Source organism: Methylobacterium sp. SD274, assembly GCF_017355285.1.
Lineage (GTDB): Bacteria > Pseudomonadota > Alphaproteobacteria > Rhizobiales > Beijerinckiaceae > Methylobacterium.
The window spans coordinates 104,580-120,677 of the sequence record NZ_JADIJP010000007.1 but is presented as its reverse complement, the minus strand read 5'-3'; the positions used below and the strand labels follow the sequence as shown (position 1 = coordinate 120,677).

Annotated in this window: 13 protein-coding genes; 9 read left to right on the top strand and 4 right to left on the bottom strand. The window is 64.6% G+C overall.

Annotation, left to right across the window (positions count from 1 at the left end; all coding sequences use genetic code 11):
* Nucleotides 1-20 precede the first annotated feature (20 nt).
* The 8 genes from nusA (at nt 21) to IPV08_RS08820 (ending at nt 10,152) form a co-directional block, all read left to right on the top strand.
* Nucleotides 21-1,622 (top strand): transcription termination factor NusA, encoded by a 1,602-nt coding sequence (gene nusA, locus IPV08_RS08855; protein WP_207411575.1) that lies wholly within the window; start codon nt 21-23, stop codon nt 1,620-1,622.
* 178 nt (nt 1,623-1,800) lie between these two features.
* Nucleotides 1,801-2,619: an RNA-binding protein gene (locus tag IPV08_RS08850; RefSeq protein ID WP_207411574.1), complete on the top strand. Its 819-nt coding sequence runs from the start codon at nt 1,801-1,803 to the stop codon at nt 2,617-2,619.
* Nucleotides 2,620-5,535 carry a translation initiation factor IF-2 gene (infB, locus tag IPV08_RS08845; protein ID WP_207411573.1) on the top strand — a complete coding sequence of 972 codons (2,916 nt, stop codon included), beginning with the start codon at nt 2,620-2,622 and terminating at the stop codon, nt 5,533-5,535.
* A gap of 142 nt (nt 5,536-5,677) precedes the next feature.
* A complete protein-coding gene (rbfA, locus tag IPV08_RS08840) occupies nt 5,678-6,103 on the top strand; it encodes a 30S ribosome-binding factor RbfA (RefSeq protein ID WP_207411572.1) in 426 nt (141 codons plus the stop codon).
* A gap of 141 nt (nt 6,104-6,244) precedes the next feature.
* On the top strand, nt 6,245-7,270 hold the full coding sequence (truB, locus tag IPV08_RS08835; protein WP_207411571.1) for a tRNA pseudouridine(55) synthase TruB: 1,026 nt from the start codon (nt 6,245-6,247) through the stop codon (nt 7,268-7,270).
* A 181-nt stretch (nt 7,271-7,451) separates the two neighbouring features.
* Nucleotides 7,452-8,993 carry a TadE/TadG family type IV pilus assembly protein gene (locus tag IPV08_RS08830; protein ID WP_246747867.1) on the top strand — a complete coding sequence of 514 codons (1,542 nt, stop codon included), beginning with the start codon at nt 7,452-7,454 and terminating at the stop codon, nt 8,991-8,993.
* On the top strand, nt 8,990-9,574 hold the full coding sequence (locus IPV08_RS08825) for a TadE/TadG family type IV pilus assembly protein (protein ID WP_207411570.1): 585 nt from the start codon (nt 8,990-8,992) through the stop codon (nt 9,572-9,574). The genes IPV08_RS08830 and IPV08_RS08825 overlap by 4 nt, the downstream gene beginning before the upstream one ends.
* The gene (locus IPV08_RS08820) at nt 9,574-10,152 is read left to right on the top strand and encodes a TadE/TadG family type IV pilus assembly protein (RefSeq protein WP_207411569.1); all 579 of its coding nucleotides are present in this window, start codon (nt 9,574-9,576) and stop codon (nt 10,150-10,152) included. The genes IPV08_RS08825 and IPV08_RS08820 overlap by 1 nt, the downstream gene beginning before the upstream one ends.
* Before the next feature lie 64 nt (nt 10,153-10,216).
* Here IPV08_RS08820 and IPV08_RS08815 read toward each other — a convergent pair whose 3' ends face one another.
* The 3 genes from IPV08_RS08815 to IPV08_RS08805 all read right to left on the bottom strand — a co-directional run bounded on the left by IPV08_RS08815 (nt 10,217) and on the right by IPV08_RS08805 (nt 14,450).
* Nucleotides 10,217-11,386, bottom strand: coding sequence for a M20 aminoacylase family protein (locus IPV08_RS08815; RefSeq protein WP_207411568.1), 1,170 nt, complete (start codon nt 11,384-11,386; stop codon nt 10,217-10,219).
* Nucleotides 11,387-11,526: 140 nt separating this feature from the next.
* Nucleotides 11,527-11,976: a Cu(I)-responsive transcriptional regulator gene (gene cueR, locus IPV08_RS08810; RefSeq protein WP_207411567.1), complete on the bottom strand. Its 450-nt coding sequence runs from the start codon at nt 11,974-11,976 to the stop codon at nt 11,527-11,529.
* Entirely contained in the window at nt 11,973-14,450 is a 2,478-nt protein-coding gene (locus IPV08_RS08805; protein WP_207411566.1) for a heavy metal translocating P-type ATPase, read from the bottom strand. The genes cueR and IPV08_RS08805 overlap by 4 nt, the downstream gene beginning before the upstream one ends.
* A gap of 132 nt (nt 14,451-14,582) precedes the next feature.
* Here IPV08_RS08805 and IPV08_RS08800 point away from each other — a divergent pair, with 132 nt between their 5' ends.
* A complete protein-coding gene (locus IPV08_RS08800) occupies nt 14,583-14,813 on the top strand; it encodes a hypothetical protein (RefSeq protein WP_246747866.1) in 231 nt (76 codons plus the stop codon).
* Nucleotides 14,814-14,823: 10 nt separating this feature from the next.
* Here the strand turns inward: IPV08_RS08800 and IPV08_RS08795 are convergent, their stop codons facing one another.
* Complete coding sequence (locus tag IPV08_RS08795; RefSeq protein WP_207411565.1) at nt 14,824-16,092, bottom strand: ATP-binding protein; 1,269 nt, start codon at nt 16,090-16,092, stop codon at nt 14,824-14,826.
* Nucleotides 16,093-16,098 lie beyond the last annotated feature (6 nt).

The window sequence follows — 16,098 nt, the reverse complement described above, 5'->3', positions numbered from 1 at the left end:
GAAGAGAAGGACGAAATCCGATGGCTGTCGTCAGCGCCAACAGACTCGAACTCCTGCAGATTGCCGAAGCGGTCGCCCGCGAGAAGGTGATCGACCGCTCCATCGTCATCGACGCCATGGAGGAGGCCATCGCCAAGGCCGCTCGCTCCCGTTACGGCGCGGAGACGGATGTCCATGCAGAGATCGACCCCAAGACCGGCGCGCTCCGCCTGTCCCGCCATCTCGTGGTGGTGGACGAGGTCGAGAACGACGCCCGTGAGGTCACGCTGGATCAGGCTCGGCGCTACAATCCGGGCGCGCTCGTGGGGGACGTGATCTCCGACACGCTGCCGCCCTTCGATTTCGGCCGCGTCGCCGCTCAATCGGCCAAGCAGGTCATCGTTCAGAAGGTGCGTGACGCCGAGCGCGACCGTCAGTTCGACGAGTACAAGGACCGCATCGGCGAGATCGTCAACGGCCTGGTCAAGCGGGTCGAGTACGGTAACGTCATCGTCGATCTCGGTCGCGGCGAGGGCATCGTGCGCCGTGACGAGATGATCCCGCGCGAGACCTTCCGCCCCGGCGACCGTATCCGCTCCTACCTGTTCGACGTGCGCCGCGAGGTCCGTGGCCCGCAGATCTTCCTCTCACGCTCTCACCCGCAGTTCATGGCCAAGCTGTTCGGCCAGGAAGTGCCCGAAATCTATGACGGCATCGTCGAAGTGAAGGCGGTCGCCCGCGATCCGGGCTCGCGCGCCAAGATCGCCGTCATTTCGCGGGACGGCTCCATCGACCCCGTCGGCGCCTGTGTCGGCATGCGCGGCTCTCGCGTCCAGGCGGTCGTGGGCGAATTGCAGGGCGAGAAGGTCGACATCATTCCGTGGTCCGAGGATCAGGCGACCTTCATCGTCAACGCGCTCCAGCCCGCCGAGGTGGTCAAGGTGGTCCTCGACGAGGAGGCCGACCGCATCGAGGTGGTGGTGCCCGACGATCAGCTCTCGCTGGCCATCGGCCGTCGCGGCCAGAACGTGCGACTCGCCTCGCAACTCACCGGCTGGGACATCGACATCCTGACCGAGGCCGAGGAATCGGAGCGGCGCCAGAAGGAGTTCGCCGAGCGCACTGCTGTCTTCATGGCGGCCCTCGACGTCGACGAGACGGTGGGCCAGCTCCTCGCGGCGGAGGGTTTCCGGAACGTCGAGGAAATCGCCTATGTCGAGCCGGGCGAGCTCGCCAACATTCAGGGCCTCGACGAGGAAAGCGGCACGGAGATCCAGGCTCGCGCCCAGGATCACCTCGCCCGCGTCGAATCCGAATTCGATGCCAAGCGCCAGGAACTCGGCGTCGCTGACGACTTACGCGAGATCGATGGCGTGACCACGCCGATGCTGGTGGCCCTCGGCGAGAACGACGTGAAGTCGGTCGAAGATCTCGCCGGCTGCGCCACGGACGATCTCGTGGGCTACACCGAGGGACGCGGCCCCGAGGCCACCAAACATGCGGGCTATCTCGACGGGTTCGAAATCTCCCGTGCCGAGGCTGAGGCCATGATCATGGCGGCTCGCGTCAAGGCTGGTTGGATCGAAGCACCCGTTGAGGCTGACGAGGGCGAACAGACCGACGGGGAACCCGAGGCAGTCTGATCCCAGGCGACTTCACCGCCTTCTCCCTCGACGAAATCGAGGGAGAAGGTGACGACAACGTCCAAGCGCAGAACGACCGGGTCGGTGCCCGGGCCTCGAATCGCCACCCTGCCTTAACGTGACTTGGCAGGTCCGGCACGGCCGAACAGCCCAAGACGTAGAAGGGTCCAACCGCCATATGACGGGCGAATACGCAGATGCAGCGCAAGATGCCGCTGAGCCGGAGCCGAGCACTTTGCTCGATTCCGGCTTTGGGCGCGGTCGGCGCAATGCAATGCGCACATGCCTTGTCACCCGAATGTCGCAGAATCCGGAAGGCATGATCCGCTTCGTTCTGTCTCCCGACGGGGAAGTGGTGACGGATCTGAAGGCAAAACTGCCAGGACGCGGCGCATGGCTCACTGCCAGTCGCGTCACGGTCGAAGCCGCGCTGAAGAAGCGGCTGTTCCAACGCGCCTTCAAGACCAAGGATGCGGCCGCACCGGCGGACCTCGGTGACAGGATCGCAGCGATCCTGCGGGAAGACCTGCGCCAATCCCTGTCACTCGCCAACAAGGCAGGCTGCCTGGTCGCCGGTTTCGCCAAGGTCGAGTCCGCCATTGCGGACAAGGCCGGTGTCGCAGCGGTGATTCAAGCCTCCGACGGTAGCGCGGACGGTAGAAGGAAGATCGCCGCGGCATTGCACCGGAGGCATGGCGATGCCATATCCCGTGTCCCGGTCATCGATGATTTGTCCAATGCAGAATTGGACATGGCCTTGGGTCGGGATCATGTGATACATGCGGCGCTTGTCGCAGGAGTCGGGAGTACCGGCTGCCTTGCGCGTTGGCGTCGGCTACGCTCTTTCGAGGGCAAGCCTACGACAGCCGAGGAGGCCGGTTACGCCCGAGCAGGGCAAACCGCTTCGACTCTGCAGGACGACGACGAGACGGATTTACCCGGCGCACAGCAGTTTGCCGGTTCACGGGACGATGGAAACCCTCAGGGTTTGGACTGAATGAGCGATACGAATAATCCGGGCGACAAGACGCAGGCACGACCCCCCTCGAAGCCGCTGTCCTTGAAGCGCCCGATCGAGCAGGGAACGGTGCGTCAGAGCTTCTCCCATGGCCGCTCCAAGCAGGTCGTGGTCGAGACTGTGAAGCGCCGTGTCATCGGGGCGGCACCGGCCGCTCCCGTTCGCGAAACGCAACCGGTCGCTCCGGCGTCCCGTGTGGCGCCGCCCGCTCCCGCGGTCCCGCGTCCCGCCCAGCGGGCGGCGTCCGGCGTCGTGCTTCGGACATTGAGCGAGCAGGAGCGCGATGCACGCGCCGCTGCCCTCGCCGATGCCCAGCGCCGTGAGCAGGAAGCCCGCCGCAAGGTCGAGGAAGAGGCTGCAGCGCAGCGTGCTCGCGAGGCTGAGGAAGCCCGCCAGCGCGAGGCCGAGGAGCGTCGCCGCCAGGAAGAGGAGCGTCAGCGCGCCGAGGAGCAGGCTCGCCTGCGTGCCGAGGAAGAGGCTGCTCGCGAGGCGGCTCGCGCTGCCGAAGCCGCAGCCAAGGAAGCCGCCGCGGCGGCTCCTGCCGCAGCTGCTCCGTCTGCGCCCGCACGGCCCGTTTCCAAGACCGTGCCGATGGCTCCTGTCTCGGCTCCGATCTCGTCGGCCCCGAAGCCCGCTCCGGCAGCACCCGCTCCCGCACCGCAGGCTGCGGCGCCCGCGCGTCCGGCAGCTCCCGCTGCCCGTCCCCCTCTGACGGCTCGCCCGACGCCTGCAGAGCCGCGCAAGACCATCACGGCCGACGTGCGCAAGCCGCGCGATTTGAACTTCATGGCCCGCCCGGCTCCCGCACCCGAGCCCGAGGCGGCTCCCACCGCTGCCACGGCCGCACGTCCGGCCGGTGCGACGCCTGCCGCCCGCGCGCCGGGTCGGCCTCAGGCTGCCGAGGAGGAGAGCGAGCAGAAGCGCGTCATCCGCCGCCCCGGCATGCCGCTTAAGATCATCACGCCGCCCAAGACACCCAAGCAGCCGGGCGGCGACCGTAATCGTGGGCGCCTGACCATCGCCACCGCCACGTCGGGCGAGGACGAGCGTACACGCTCCGTTGCTTCGTTCCGTCGCCGCCAGCAGCGCATGAGCGGCAACCGGCAGGTGGAGCAGAAAGAGAAGCTCTCCCGCGAGGTGACGATCCCCGAGACGATCACCATCCAGGAACTCGCCAACCGCATGTCGGAGCGGGCCGTGGACGTGATTCGCCTGCTCATGAAGCAGGGTGAGATCCACAAGATCACGGACGTGATCGATTCGGATTCTGCCCAGCTCATCGCCGAGGAACTCGGCCACACCGTACGCCGCGTCGCCGAGTCCGATGTCGAAGAGGGCTTGTTCAACGACGAGCCGGATCTTGAAGAGGATCTCGATCCGCGTCCGCCCGTCGTAACCATCATGGGCCATGTCGATCACGGCAAAACCTCGCTGCTCGACGCCATCCGCAAGACGGCCGTCGTCTCCGGCGAAGCCGGTGGCATCACGCAGCATATCGGTGCCTATCAGGTCGCATCGCCGTCGGGCGACATGGTCACCTTCATCGACACCCCCGGCCACGCGGCGTTCACCTCCATGCGCGCCCGTGGCGCCAAGGTGACGGATATCGTCGTGCTCGTGGTGGCGGCCGATGACGGTGTCATGCCCCAGACGGTGGAGGCGATCAGCCACGCGAAGGCGGCCGGCGTGCCGCTCATCGTGGCGATCAACAAGATCGACAAGCCCGATGCGAACCCGCAGCGGGTGCGTACCGAGCTTCTGCAGCATGACATCCAGGTCGAGTCCATGGGCGGCGAGACCCTGGAATTCGAAGTCTCCGCCAAGACCGGCGACGGTCTGCCGGATCTCCTCGAAGGTCTGCAGCTGCAGGCCGAAATCTTGAACCTGCGTGCCAACGAGGCACGCGACGGCGAGGGTACGGTCATCGAGGCCAAGCTCGATCGCGGTCGCGGTCCCGTCGCCACGGTGCTCGTGCAGCGCGGCACCCTCTTCACCGGCGACATCGTCGTTGCTGGTGCCGAGTGGGGGCGTGTCCGCGCCCTCATCGACGACAAGGGCGAGAGCATCCCTTATGCCGGCCCGTCGGTGCCGGTGGAGGTACTCGGCTTCAACGGAACTCCGGATGCGGGCGACCGCGTGGCGGTGGTACCGAACGAAGCCCGTGCCCGCGAAGTCACCGAGTATCGCGCCCGTCAGAAGCGTGAGCGGATTGCTGCACGAACCGGCGGTGCGAACCGCTCGCTCGTGGACATGATGCGCGACCTGAAGGAAGGCCTCGGCCGCAAGGAACTGGCTCTCGTCATCAAGGGCGACGTGCAGGGTTCGGTGGAAGCCATCATCGGCGCGTTGGAGAAGCTCGGCAACGACGAGGTGTCAGCGCGCATTCTGCTCGCGGGCGTCGGCGGCATCACCGAGTCGGACGTGACCTTGGCGGAGGCTTCGAAGGCCGTCGTCATCGGCTTCAACGTGCGCGCCCATAAGGAAGCGCGCGAGTCGGCCGAGAACAAGGGCGTCGAGATCCGCTACTACAACATCATCTACGACCTCGTGGATGACATCAAAGCGACCCTCTCGGGCATGCTGCCGCCGACCTTGCGCGAAGAGCGCCTCGGTGAGGCGCAGATCCTGCAGATCTTCGACGTGTCGAAGGTCGGTAAGATTGCCGGTTGTCGCGTCACCGACGGTGTCGTGCAGCGTGGCGCCCATGTCCGCCTGATCCGCGACAGCGTCGTGATCCACGAGGGCAAGCTGTCTCAGCTGAAGCGCCTCAAGGACGACGCGAAGGAAGTCGGTTCAGGTTACGAGTGCGGTATGTCCTTCGAGAACTTCCAGGACATGCGTGCGGGTGACACGATCGAGTGCTACCGGGTCGAGGAGATCCGCCGCACGCTCTAAAAGCGACGCGGCTTGACGAACCCGGCGGCTGCAGCGCGCGCTGCAGCCGCCGTTTTGTTTTGCAGACGGCCGGTACGTCTGAGCGCCCCCGCAAAACGGGGCGCCCAGTCCAGGCGATCCCGGATCCGAGACCCAAGCGACAATGGCTCAGAAACCCAATCCTAGTGGTCCTTCGCAGCGCCAGCAGCGCGTGGCCGAACTTATCCGCCACGCCATCGCAGAAGTGCTGCAGCGCGGCGACATCCAGGATCCTGTCCTGGGCTCGCATGTCATCACCGTGCCCGAAGTGCGTATGTCGCCTGATCTCAAGATCGCCACGGCCTACATCATGCCGCTCGGTGGCCTCGACGAGAAACCGGTCATCGCGGCTCTTGAACGCAACAAGAAAGCACTGCGTCAGGAAGTTGCCCGCCGGGTGAATTTGAAATTTGCGCCCGATCTACGCTTCCTGCGAGACGAGACCTTCGACGAAGCGGATCGGATCGACGCCCTTCTCAGGTCCGAGAAGGTGCGGCGCGATCTCGAATCGCTACCGCGCGATGCGGACGAGCCGGACGCAGGCGCGTAGGTTCGGCCATCTCGACGAGGTTCATTGGAGCTGGAAAGCGGACGCCTCGCGTTACACCCCATCAAGAACTGACCCTGGCGTCGATAGGGATTACGGGGCTGCCAAAGCTGCCGCTTCCATCGCGCCGCCGACGAGGACATCATGATCAACGATCCGACGATCGAGAATCCCGACGTCGCCACTCCGTCGCCCCACCGTTCCGGCGAGGAAAGACCCTCACAGGGTCGTCGCCAGCAGCGCGGCCAAGCCTCCGATAGGCCCAAGCGTCGCGATGTGAACGGTTGGGTCATCCTGGACAAGGGCGTCGGAATGACCTCGACCCATGCGGTCGCGGTGGTGAAGCGTGCCTTCAATGCGAAGAAGGCGGGCCATGCCGGCACGCTCGATCCATTGGCCTCCGGCATCCTGCCTATCGCCCTCGGCGAGGCGACCAAGACCGTCCCCTTCGTCATGGATGGCCGCAAGGCCTACATCTTCACCGTGACCTGGGGCATCGAGACGGATACCGACGATGCGGAAGGCCGTCCGGTTGCGACGAGCGACACACGGCCTGACCGCGCGCTCGTAGAGGCCGCGCTGCCCGCCTTCGTCGGAGCCATCGAGCAGGTGCCACCGCGCTACTCGGCGATCAAGATCGCCGGTGAACGTGCCTACGATCTCGCGCGCGACGGCGAAGTGGTGGAGCTCGTGGCGCGTCCGGTCCAGATCGACCATCTCTCCGTGGTGGAACATACGCCCGATCGCACGGTCATCGCGGCAGAGTGCGGCAAGGGCACCTATGTGCGCGCCATCGCCCGCGATCTCGGCCGGGTGCTCGGCTGCTACGGGCATGTCTCCGCCTTGCGCCGCACGCGCGTCGGGCCCTTCGCGGAGGCTGAGGCCTGCCTCGTCGCCACCCTCGAAGAGGGCGGACCGGATGGAAACGCCGCACATCTCCGTCCGGTGGAGACTGCGCTCGATGCGGTCGTTTCGGTGGCCGTCTCACGGGACATGGCGTTACGGCTCATGCGGGGCCAACCCGTCCTGCTGCGGGGACAAGATGCCCCCACGGAAGGCAAGGCCTTTGCGACCTGCGGCGGCATCCTCGTGGCCGTAGGCGATGTCGAGCGCGGTGAGCTCGTCCCGCACCGCGTCTTCCACCTTGGTGGTACCGCGCGTCAGTCGTGAAATAGGCAGAAGCACTGCTACCGATAGTAGCATCTTATCGAGCGCCGATTGTATCGACGAGCCCAAATTCTTCCGTTTAACTTACGAGTTGTTGACGCTCCCATATCCTTATCTCTCGCCGACAGCCGTTGGCGGGAGAGATTTACTTTTCCATTAGAAAGTTCGTTCTACGCGTGGCTCTATGATGAGCCGAAGCGAACATTCTGCAACGATCCTGCTGACGCGCTTCCGCCGGGATACCGACGGTGCGATCGCCATTTTCTTCGGCCTGCTCGCTGTTCCCCTGCTGATGCTGTCCGGATTGGTGATCGATTACGGCGTGAATTCGATGGCCCAACAGGGTCTTCAGGATGCCGCCGATTCAACAGTTATCTCGCTGCTCAAGCTCCCGGTGGCCACGACAACTGCCGAGCTTCAGACCAGGGCCGAGAACCAGATCAGGGCTGCCGCTCCCAGGTTGGTGGACGCCGACACGAAGATCACTGTTGCACGGGTGGAGAATACGATCACCGTTTCAGTCATCGCCAAGAGCCCGACCAGCGTGACCAGGATCGCGGGCTATAATTCCTTCCCTGTCTCAGTTGCGGCAGCAGGTATACGCGGATCGGGCAATCTCGAGATCGCTCTCGTTCTAGACAATACCGGATCGATGAGCGGTTCGAAGATCACCAACTTGAAGGCAGCCGCTAACGACCTTGTCACGAGTCTGTTCAGAGAGGCCGATCCCGCTAAGCCCAACGCCCTGAAAATCGGAATCGTCCCGTTCTCGATGACCGTGAATGTCGGTCCATCGAATGCAACCCAGTCATGGCTCGATAAGGATGCGAAGGCCTCCTATCACTCGAATATCTTTGTCTCCCCGGCGAACCGCCTGACCCTTTTCCGCCAAATGGGGGTCGCTTGGGGCGGGTGCGTCGAGAGCAGGCCAGCGCCCTACGACGTTCAGGATACACCGCCGTCGATCGCCAATCCCAATACCCTGTTCGTGCCCTTCTTCGCACCCGACGAATCCGACAAGGACCGGAACGCCGTCAACGATTACATGAGCGACTACACGACCACATCGACGGAGTCCGAGCATCGGACGCGGCAGGGCCAGATCACGAAATATTCCAGGAATCCCATCTTACAAAAGGGCCGGATCAGCGACACCGTCCCCTATCGCTACGGGCCGAATTCCGGATGCGAGCTCCAGCCCATCACGCGCCTCACCACGGCACAATCTACGCTCACCAACGCGATCAACGCGATGACCATCGTCGGCGATACGAACATCGCTATGGGTCTGGTCTGGGGATGGCATCTGCTGTCGCCGAACGGCCCCTTCGCGGAGGGTGTGCCGTATGACGAAAAGAACACTCGGAAGTTCGTGATCCTGATGACGGACGGACAGAACGCCTCCTCTGTCAGCTCTTCCGCGAATGCATCGATCTATTCTGGCCTCGGCTTCAGCTGGCAGAATCGTATGTGGACCAATGCCAACACGACCGCGACCCGGACGGCGGCCATGAATGCACGGCTCTCAACCCTTTGCACGAACATAAAGAATGCGGGCATCACCATCTTTACGGTCCGCGTCGAGGTCACTGAAGGGGCCAGCGACATCCTCCGCAACTGTTCGAGCGGCACCGACAAGTTCTACGATGTCCAGAATTCCGCGACGCTGACCGACGCCTTCAGGGCTATTGGGTCGCAGATGAGCGAGATGCGGATTTCGCGATGAGGATCCGCTGGCCGTCCCGCCTGCTTTCGCGCTCATTCCGGGATTTTCCAGGCAATCGTCGCGGCGTAACGGCAGTCGAGTTCGGGATCGTCGGTATTCCGTTCTTCATGCTGCTCGGTGCGTTGATCGAAGGCGCCATGTTGATGGTCGCCCAGATCTCGTTCGACAACGCCCTCGATCGGGCGGCGCGGGCCGTCTTCACCGGCACGTTTCAGCAAGGATCCAACAATAGTAGTCCGGCGATCCGGCTCATTCAGGAAATGTGTAGCGGTGCCACGCTGTTCAACTGCAGCACGGACAAGATCAAGATCGAGGTCACTGCCACGGAGAGCAGCAACACCCTCGTGACCTGCTCGCCCTACGATAATGTGAGCCAGTCGATAGCGACGGGCTTCGGAAAGAAGTTCGAGTGTCCCAACGGAGACGACATCGTGACGATCTGCGCGATCGCGGCGATACCTCGCTATTTTCCGACGTCGAAGCTGATGCTGCCGCCTCTCCCCAACAACGAGCAAATGATCCGTTCGATGGTGGTCTTTCGCGCGGAGCCATACGCGCAGGGAAAATGTGAGGCGAATTGATGCGGGCGATCATTCAGTGTCGACGGATGATCACCGACCAGTCGGGCGTTTCCGCCATGGAATTCGCCCTCATCGCCCCCGTGATGATTCTGCTCTTCATGGGTTCGATCGAGTTGCCGCGTGCTTACACGACAGGACAGCATGCCAATCGCGCCGCGCGTTCGATGGCGGATCTGATCTCCCGAACGACATTGACCACGACGGAAATAGAGGGCGTCTATAAACTTGGACGCAACATCATGGCGCCCTACGACGCCAGCGGAGCAAAGATCGTCCTCACGGCGGCGGGCGTCTACCAGCAGAACGACGGATCCCTCATAGCCAAAGTCTGCTCGAGCACGGCGGTCAACGCCCCGAAATATGCAGCTTCCACGATCCTTGGTGCGCCGCCCCCATCGGAAGCTATGAAGAAGGCTCGCTATGTCATCGCAAAGATGACGATCTCCTATAAGCCTATCTTCCCTGTCTTTCCGGCGTTGACCTCCTTCTCGTTCGAGAAAGAAGTCACTTGGTCGGTTCGCGCTACCAACGGGAAGGAGATCATACTCCCCGGTGGCGTGCCCTGCCCCGCAACGTGACAGATCAATCGCAGTCCGTGGCGGCTGCGACGGCCTGCTGTCTCCGAGACGATCAGGACGACGATCAGCGAGCCGGCAGCGCCGTCTCGACTACCCGAGCCCAGAGCGAGGCGCCGTACGGAATGGCGGCATCATTGAAATCATAATGCGGATGGTGGAGGCCTGCGCTGTCACCATTGCCCATGAAGATATAGGCGCCGGGCCGGTGAGCCAGCATGTAGGAGAAATCCTCCGCCGCCATCATCGGCGCGACATCACGCTCCACTCGTTCCTCGCCTACGATGCCCGCCGCTACGTCGGCGATGAAATCCGCTTCGGCCGGGTGGTTCTCGGTCACCGGATATCCGCCGCTGTAATCGACGCGGGCGGTGGCACCGTAGGCGGCGGCGGTGTTCGTCACGATGGCGCCGATGCGCTCCTGCATGGTGGCGCGCACCGTCTTCGAGAGCGCGCGCATGGTGCCCCGCATGGTCACCTGCTGGGGTAGTACGTTGAAGGCATCGCCGGCTTCGAGGGCACAAACCGACACCACGCCACTTTCCAGCGGGTTGATGCTACGCGCGACCACCGATTGCAGTGCGATCACGACATGGCTCGCCACGAGAACGCTGTCGATGGCGAGATGCGGTTGCGCGGCATGGCCGCCGCGCCCTTCGATCGTGATGGTGAAGCGGTCGGTGGACGCCATGATCGGGCCGGGACGGATTGCGAAACGGCCGAGTTCCAGGCCCGGAATATTATGCAGGCCATAGACGGTCTCGACGCCGAAACGCTCCATCATTCCGTCTCGGACCATAGCTTCGCCGCCGCCGCCGCCCTCTTCCGCAGGCTGGAAGATCATCACTGCGGTCCCGTCGAAATCACGGGTCTCGGCGAGGTACTTGGCAGCGCCGAGAAGCATCGCGGTATGGCCATCGTGGCCACAGGCATGCATCCGCCCCGGCGCGGTGGAACGATAGGCCAGATCCCGCACCTCCTGGATCGGTAGCGCGTCCATGTCCGCGCGCAGGCCGATGGCACGGTTCGAACCGTGCGACCGCCCCCGGATGAGGCCGACGACTCCGGTGCGACCGATGCCGGTGGCAATCTCGTCGCAGCCGAAATCCCGCAGCTTGTCGGCGACGAAGCCGGCGGTGCGATGGACATCGTATTGCAGCTCCGGATGGGCGTGGAGGTCGTGCCGCCATGCGGTGATCTCATCCGCCAGAGCTGCGATCCGGTCGACGATGGGCATGGTGTCACGTCTCTTCGCGCGTCTTGGCTCGTCTCGGGCAGAGCCTCCCGACCATAGCGCATCCCAGCAAAGGCGAGGCCATTTAGATCGATTTAAAAGGCTGCGGCCGACGGATCATGTGCAGAACGTGGCGCCAGGGGCTAGCGGGAGAGCGGCTTCGTCCGGCGAGGGCTTCGTGACTGTGGCGAATGCTCTGCGGCGAGGTCATCGAGAATGGGGCAATCCGGCCGGGAATCACCGCTGCAATGATCCGCAAGCGACGTCAGGGTGCGAGCCATCGCCTCCAACTCGGCGATGCGGCGGCGCAGATCCGTCAGATGGTGCACGGCCAGGGCCTTCACCTGGGCGCTGGCACGTCCGCGATCCTGCCAAAGGGCGAGGAGGCCGGCGATATCCTCAACGGAAAAGCCGAGATCACGGGATCGGCGCACAAAGCGCAAGGTGTGCAAGTCGTTCTCGGCATAGAGCCGGTAACCGGAGGCCGTCCTGTCTGCCGGTGGCAGGAGGCCGGTCTCCTCATAATACCGGATCATCTTGGCCGAGACGCCCGTGGCCCTCGCCGCCTCGCCGATGGTGACGGAACCGCTCATCCCCGATCTCCGGCATGCCGGAGGCGAAGGGCGTTGGCGAGGACGAATACGCTCGACAGTGCCATGGCGCCCGCGGCCAGAACCGGCGACAGCAGGGGTCCGCCGAAAACGTAAAGCAGGCCCGCCGCAACCGGGATCAGGGCCACATTGTAGGCGAAAGCCCAGAACAGGTTCTGCGCGAGGTTGCGCATCACTGCACGCGAGAGCGCAATGGCGGAGACGATGCCGGATAGAGCACCCGCCATCAGCACCACGTCGGCGCTCTCCACGGCAATGTCCGTACCGGTCCCGATGGCAATGCCGATCTCGGCTTCGGCGAGGGCTGGCGCATCGTTGATACCATCCCCCACGAAAGCCACAGGTCCGAACCGGGCCCGCAAGGCTTGCACGGCCTCGACCTTACCGCCGGGGAGCACCTCGGCGGCGACCTCGGTGATCCCGAGCCTTGCCGCGACGCCGCTGGCAGCTCCCCGCGCATCACCCGTCACCATGGCGACGACCAGACCTTGTGCCTTGAGCGCCGACACGGCCTCGGCTGCACCTGCCTTGATAGGGTCGGATACGGCGACGAGGGCAGCGATCCGTCCCTCGACAGCGACGTAGAGGGGGCTTTTTCCCGTACCCTCCAGCCGGGATGCAGCTTCCGCCAGATCGTTCCCGGAGATGCCCAGCTTGTCCATATGGCGTCGCGCACCGACGATGACTTTCCGCCCGCCGACGCTCCCCTCGACACCGTGGCCGGGTAAAGCCTCGAATCGATCTAGGGGAATGAGAGTCAGGCCCCGCTTCAGAGCCGCATCGACGATGCTGCGCGCGACCGGATGCTCCGAGCGAGATTCGACGGATGCTGCAAGTCCAAGCACTGTATCCGCCTCGAAGCCCGGTGCCACCACGAAGTCGGTGAGTGCGGGCTTACCCTCGGTGAGCGTCCCGGTCTTGTCGAAGGCGACGACCTTGGCGTCGCGGAGAGCCTGCAAGGCGGCACCGTTGCGGAACAGCACGCCCAGTTCTGCCGCACGCCCCGTGCCGACCATGATCGAGGTCGGCGTCGCCAACCCCATGGCGCAGGGGCAGGCAATGATTAGAACGGCGATGGCGTTCACCAGGGCGAAGCCGAGGGCGGGGCTCGGTCCGAATGCCAGCCACGCCAGGAACGTCACCAACGCAGCGCCGAGAACCGCCGGGACGAACCAACCCGTCACCCGGTCGACGAGCGCCTGGATCGGAAGCTTGGTGCCCTGCGCCGCCTGGACCATCGCCACGATCTGCGCCAGCACGGTCCGCGCGCCGATCGTATCGACGCGCAGATCGAGGCTGCCATTGGTGTTCAGCGTGCCGCCCACCGTGCGGTCGCCTTCGTCCTTCGCCACGGGCACCGGCTCGCCGGTGATCATGCTCTCATCGACGAAGCTCCTACCCGCTACAACCACTCCATCGGCAGCCACACGTTCCCCCGGGCGGACACGAACGATATCGCCGAGCCGCAAGTCAGCCAGGGGAATGTCGCCCTCGCGACCGTCCCGCACGATTCGGGCCGTGGAAGGCGCCAGGGCGATCAGGCGTGCGATCGCCGCCCCCGTACGCCCCTTTGCGCGGGCCTCAAGGGCGCGACCGAGGAGAATCAGGGTGACGATGAGAACGGAGGCCTCGAAGTACAGATGCGCCGTTCCCGGCGGCAGAATCCGGGGAGAGAGGACCGAAACCAGGGAGTAGACATAGGCCGCTCCCGACCCGAGAGCGACGAGGGCGTTCATATCGGGATGACCGTTCAATAGAGCGGGAATCCCTCGACGGAAAAAGCGCCGCCCCGGCCACGCCAGGACAAGCGTCGCCAGAACGGCCTGCACCATTCCGGCTGCGTCTCCGAAATGAGCATGGATCGCGTCGCCGAAGCCAGGGAGCAGATGTCCTCCCATGTCGAGGATGACGATGGGCGCCGACAGCACGACTGAGAAGATGAGATCCCGCCGAAGGCCGATGGTCTCGCGCTCTTGCCGGTTCCCCTGCGCGTCCCCTCCCCCGTTCTCGACGCCCGATGCGTCGTAACCGGCAGCGTTCACGGCTTCGACGAGATCCACGATCGTGATGACGCCGTCAGCATGGTGCACAGTCGCCCGCCCGGTGGCGAGGTTCACGTTGGCCATCGTCACACCGGCGACGGCGTGAAGCGCGCGCTCCACGCGGCCGACGCATGAGGCGCAGGACAAGCCACGGACAGACAACTCCGTCACCGCCTCCGGCACCTCGTAACCGGCCTTTCCGATGGCAGCGACGGCATGGGCAGGGTCGCCGTGGAGGATGAGGCTGGCCCGTCCGGTGGCGAGATTGACGGAGACGTCCGATACGCCGGGAAGTGCGGCGAGCACCCGTTCGACGCGGCCGACGCAGGACGCGCAGCTCATGCCGGCAACGGGAAGAGTGAGACGACGTCCCGTGCCGGGACGCTGCTTCGGGGGAGCGATCACGTTATCCATGCACGACTATGTGGGGCTTCCCATCGTGGGAAGGTCAAGGCTGCGACGCATGGCTCATCACGTCGCGTGTGCATGGCGTCCGGGGCGTTTCCTTGTCATAGGGAGGCGATGATACAGCCTCTCGACACCTGCATGCGAACCCTGAGCGCGCTGATCACCTCCGACATCCCGGCGGGTGAGGCAGAGGCGAATGCCTGTATCGAGACCTATCTCGCGACGTTTCCCGGCCCGGCGAAGCAGGTGGCCGCTCTCAGCATGCTCGACCGTGCCGTCGACCAGCGCTTGAGCCCCTCGCCTTTCCTTCCCGTGCTGAAGGCCATCATCGAGGCGCAATACCGGCGCCTCGGCACCAGCCGGAACTGACCGACCCGGATCATCCGGTCGTCGACGCTCCCCCGATCGATGGCTGTTCCGGGAGCAGGGCACGGACGGTCGTGCCCCGGTCGAGTTCGCTCTCGATGACGAGCCTGCCGCTGTGGCGATTGACGATATGCTTGACGATGGCGAGGCCGAGGCCCGTCCCGCCCTTTTGGCGGCTCGATGCGACATCGACCCGGTAGAACCGTTCGGTCAGGCGGGGAATATGCTCGGGCGCGATGCCGGGTCCGTCGTCTTTCACGCTCAGTGCGATCAGTGGTTTTCCGAATGCCGAGCGCAAGGTCCGTTCGAGGCCGACCACCACGTTGCCGCCGCCGTACTTGACCGCATTCTCTACGAGATTCTCGACCACGCGAGTGAGTTCGTCGCGCTCTCCTAGAACCGGATAGGCGGCGTCCGGCGCGTCGAGGGTGATGGTCACGCCGCGCTCGCGCGCCAGCGGCCCCTGCATATCCACCATCTGCCGCGCGATCTGACCGAGATCGACGATCTGTGTCGGCGGAACGTGCTCGCGCAGCTCGATACGAGAGAGCGAAAGCAGGTCATCGACGAGGCGCGCCATGCGCTGGGCCTGGGTCTTCATGATGCCCAGGAATTTCTCCCTTGCGGGTGCATCGCCTTTGGCCGGCCCCTGCAGGGTCTCGATGAAACCCAGAAGTGAGGCGAGCGGCGTGCGAAGCTCGTGGCTGGCATTGGCGACGAAATCGACCCGCATCGCCTCGAGGCGACGCGCCGCTGTGAGATCGCGAAGGAACAGGACCACGTTGGGCTGTCCGCCCCCCGGCCCGTCCGGCATGGGCAGCGCACCGATCTGAACCTCGAAGGCCCGCTCCGTCGGCACACGCGTCGTGTAGAGCGTCTTCAGCGGGGCGCCGGTGCGCAGCACCTCTTCGATCCCGTCTAGTACGTCGGGGGCTCTCAAGGCGAAGGAAAGCGGGTGCTTGACCTTCAATGCCGGCAGAAGCGTACGCGCAGCCGGATTGACTTCGATGACCACGCTGCGCCGATCCACAAGGATCACCGGATCGGGGATGTTCGCCAGCAGGGCTTCGGCGATGGAATGCCGCTGGCGAGCGGTTCTCTCCGGGAGAGCGACTGTTCGGGGCCGGCTCAGACTGCCGGCAAGGCCACCGGCGGCGATGGCAGCCGCTCCAAAGGCGATGGTAATGACATCGAGATCACCTTTGAGGGAAGCGGCCGAGGTCGTGATCGCGACGGCGATCCCTGCGCCGATCCAGGCCGATCTTCGCGCGCCCCGGGCCATCGCTTA

What these genes read in the sequence shown, in the direction of transcription:
- IPV08_RS08795 (WP_207411565.1), bottom strand. Translation starts at nt 16,092, where the DNA reads ATGGCCCGGGGCGCGCGAAGATCGGCCTGGATCGGCGCAGGGATCGCC.
- IPV08_RS08815 (WP_207411568.1), bottom strand. Translation starts at nt 11,386, where the DNA reads ATGCCCATCGTCGACCGGATCGCAGCTCTGGCGGATGAGATCACCGCA.
- truB (WP_207411571.1), top strand. Translation starts at nt 6,245, where the DNA reads ATGATCAACGATCCGACGATCGAGAATCCCGACGTCGCCACTCCGTCG.
- infB (WP_207411573.1), top strand. Translation starts at nt 2,620, where the DNA reads ATGAGCGATACGAATAATCCGGGCGACAAGACGCAGGCACGACCCCCC.
- IPV08_RS08825 (WP_207411570.1), top strand. Translation starts at nt 8,990, where the DNA reads ATGAGGATCCGCTGGCCGTCCCGCCTGCTTTCGCGCTCATTCCGGGAT.
- IPV08_RS08800 (WP_246747866.1), top strand. Translation starts at nt 14,583, where the DNA reads ATGCGAACCCTGAGCGCGCTGATCACCTCCGACATCCCGGCGGGTGAG.
- IPV08_RS08820 (WP_207411569.1), top strand. Translation starts at nt 9,574, where the DNA reads ATGCGGGCGATCATTCAGTGTCGACGGATGATCACCGACCAGTCGGGC.
- rbfA (WP_207411572.1), top strand. Translation starts at nt 5,678, where the DNA reads ATGGCTCAGAAACCCAATCCTAGTGGTCCTTCGCAGCGCCAGCAGCGC.
- IPV08_RS08805 (WP_207411566.1), bottom strand. Translation starts at nt 14,450, where the DNA reads ATGGATAACGTGATCGCTCCCCCGAAGCAGCGTCCCGGCACGGGACGT.
- nusA (WP_207411575.1), top strand. Translation starts at nt 21, where the DNA reads ATGGCTGTCGTCAGCGCCAACAGACTCGAACTCCTGCAGATTGCCGAA.
- IPV08_RS08850 (WP_207411574.1), top strand. Translation starts at nt 1,801, where the DNA reads ATGACGGGCGAATACGCAGATGCAGCGCAAGATGCCGCTGAGCCGGAG.
- IPV08_RS08830 (WP_246747867.1), top strand. Translation starts at nt 7,452, where the DNA reads ATGATGAGCCGAAGCGAACATTCTGCAACGATCCTGCTGACGCGCTTC.
- cueR (WP_207411567.1), bottom strand. Translation starts at nt 11,976, where the DNA reads ATGAGCGGTTCCGTCACCATCGGCGAGGCGGCGAGGGCCACGGGCGTC.